The sequence below is a fragment of the Roseibacillus persicicus genome, from assembly GCF_014651675.1.
Lineage (GTDB): Bacteria > Verrucomicrobiota > Verrucomicrobiia > Verrucomicrobiales > Akkermansiaceae > Roseibacillus > Roseibacillus persicicus.
The window spans coordinates 1-2,852 of sequence record NZ_BMXI01000036.1 but is presented as its reverse complement, the minus strand read 5'-3'; the positions used below and the strand labels follow the sequence as shown (position 1 = coordinate 2,852).

Sequence of the window (2,852 nt, the reverse complement as noted above, 5' to 3'; positions counted from 1 at the left end):
GTGAAACGGACCGTGGAAAAGTGTTCCTCAGTCAGGGGGCACGAAATGTCGAAATTAAGCTGAAAAGAGATTGACGTGTGCCGTCCTCGTGACTAGCTTCGCGCCCCGCCGCGAGATGTGGCCCACGAGAAACCAACCCGACCGACAGTGAACAGAGTGTCACAGTCGGTCTATTAGTCTCCGTGTGAATGTTCCTTTACAGTGCGAATTTTTAGAAGTCACCCTTCAGGCTTCTTCTGGATAACCCTCGGGTTTGACGGAAGGGATTGAACGACTTTTAAAGATGGAAAGTAAGGCTAAATTGTGTGCTGCAAACTTTTGATAACACAGAAGAGTTTGCGCCCGATTTGGATGAGAAGTTTCCGGTGTGATAGCCGGGAGTGGACTTCAAGTCGGTAAGACAACAATTTGGCAAAAGCCGTTGTTTTCTTTTTCTAGCGAGAAAGGAAACGACAAAACTAAGCAAGCGTTGATCTGGATTCATTTTCTAATGATTCAGCAACATTTGTGCCTAATCAATTTTTACGGAGAGTTTGATTCTGGCTCAGAACGAACGCTGGCGGCGTGGATAAGACATGCAAGTCGAACGAGGATACTGAATAGCTTGCTAATTGGTATTCTAGTGGCGGACGGGTGCGTAACACGTGAGCAACTTGCCCCAAAGCGGGGGATAGCCCACCGAAAGGTGGATTAATACCGCATGTGACCTTCGGGTTAAAGGTGCCTTCGGGTGCCGCTTTGGGATGGGCTCGCGGCCTATCAGCTAGTTGGTGAGGTAACGGCTCACCAAGGCGACGACGGGTAGCTGGTCTGAGAGGATGATCAGCCACACTGGAACTGAGACACGGTCCAGACACCTACGGGTGGCAGCAGTCGAGAATCATTCACAATGGACGAAAGTCTGATGGTGCAACGCCGCGTGGAGGATGAAGGCCCTAGGGTCGTAAACTCCTGTCATCAGGGAGTAAGCCTTGTTCGTTAATAGCGTTCAAGGTTGATAGTACCTGAAGAGGAAGGGACGGCTAACTTCGTGCCAGCAGCCGCGGTAATACGAAGGTCCCAAGCGTTGTTCGGAATCACTGGGCGTAAAGAGTATGTAGGCGGCGCGGAAAGTCAGATGTGAAATCCCAGGGCTCAACCCTGGAACTGCATCCGATACTCCCGTGCTAGAGTAATGGAGGGGTAGATGGAATTCTCGGTGTAGCAGTGAAATGCGTGGATATCGAGAGGAAGACTTGTGGCGAAGGCGATCTACTGGACATTTACTGACGCTGAGATACGAAGGCTAGGGTAGCGAAAGGGATTAGATACCCCTGTAGTCCTAGCAGTAAACGGTGTGCGCTTGGTGTGGGAGGATTCGACCCCTTCCGTGCCGGAGCTAACGCGTTAAGCGCACCGCCTGGGGAGTACGGTCGCAAGACTAAAACTCAAAGAAATTGACGGGGACCCGCACAAGCGGTGGAGTATGTGGCTTAATTCGATGCAACGCGAAGAACCTTACCAGGGCTTGACATCAGTGGAACTTGTTCCAAGGGCATGAAAGTGCCCGAACTTGACAGGTGCTGCATGGCTGTCGTCAGCTCGTGTCGTGAGATGTTGGGTTAAGTCCCGCAACGAGCGCAACCCCTGTGTCATGTTGCCAGCACGTAATGGTGGGGACTCTTGACAGACTGCCCAGATCAACTGGGAGGAAGGTGGGGACGACGTCAAGTCAGTATGGCCCTTACGCCCTGGGCTGCACACGTACTACAATGCCCAGCATAATGAGAACCGAGACCGCAAGGTGGAGGAAACCTACAAAACTGGGCCCAGTTCGGATTGGGGGCTGCAACTCGCCCCCATGAAGTCGGAATCGCTAGTAATGGCGCATCAGCAACGGCGCCGTGAATACGTTCCCGGGTCTTGTACACACCGCCCGTCACATCATGGAAGCCGGTCGCACCCGAAGTGTGTGAGTTAACTTCGGAAACAGCACCCTAAGGTGTAGCTGGTAACTGGGATGAAGTCGTAACAAGGTAGCCGTAGGGGAACCTGCGGCTGGATCACCTCCTTTCTACGGAGTAAGGCCCTTAACAGGGCTGGTCGACGGCCTTCTATCGGATAAACTGATAAGAAGTGTCGGTGGGGTTGGAGAAGCTGGTTGAATCAAAGGTTCGACAGAGCGCTTCAACGTTTGTCCTCGGACAACAATGAGTAATCACCCACACAGCAAACCTTTAGTAAACTCTTAGCGGTTAGAAGTCCTTCGGGACGAGTCTGCAGTGCACAATTTAACCTTACTTTCATCATCACAAGGAAAACAACGGGGATATAGCTCAGTTGGTAGAGCACCTGATTTGCATTCAGGGGGTCAGGAGTTCGAATCTCCTTATCTCCACCATCCCTTTATCGGGGCTGGTATGGATGTTCTTCGAAGTTCTATTAACACAACCCGGGCTTGTAGCTCAGTTGGTTAGAGCGCACGACTGATAATCGTGAGGTCGGCAGTTCGAGTCTGCCCTGGCCCACCATCCTCCGGACCCGTCAAACGGTTCGACTTTCCTTTGTAATTCGCACCCCATGTAAATAAGAGCCTGCTCTTTGATATCCGTGTGAAAGTCTTTTAAGATACTGCGGACTGAATTTCTGTTACAAGGATTCAGTCCACTAAAAATAATATATCAATCACTTGAGTTTGTTTTTGCAGTTCTTGGGACTACTCTAATTTTTATGGCGAGATGAGAGGGACGACTAACCCCTCTCACTCATAACAAAGTCCGGAGAGATAAGCACTCCGGCAAACCATTACCAATGGAACCAACTAGCAGTTCAGCAATGGACTGTGAACAGTATCCTTTGGACTTAGATTTTGA

2 tRNA genes and 1 rRNA gene are annotated in these 2,852 nt (G+C 50.7%); all 3 read left to right on the top strand.

The annotated features are described in order from the left end of the window. Nucleotides 1–521: 521 nt before the first annotated feature. The 3 genes from IE099_RS20380 (at nucleotide 522) to IE099_RS20370 (ending at nucleotide 2,510) form a co-directional block, all read left to right on the top strand. Nucleotides 522–2,053: ribosomal RNA gene (locus tag IE099_RS20380) — 16S ribosomal RNA — on the top strand. A gap of 251 nt (nucleotides 2,054–2,304) precedes the next feature. Then, nucleotides 2,305–2,380 (top strand) — tRNA-Ala (locus IE099_RS20375). A gap of 53 nt (nucleotides 2,381–2,433) precedes the next feature. Beyond that, nucleotides 2,434–2,510, top strand: a tRNA-Ile gene (locus IE099_RS20370). Nucleotides 2,511–2,852 lie beyond the last annotated feature (342 nt).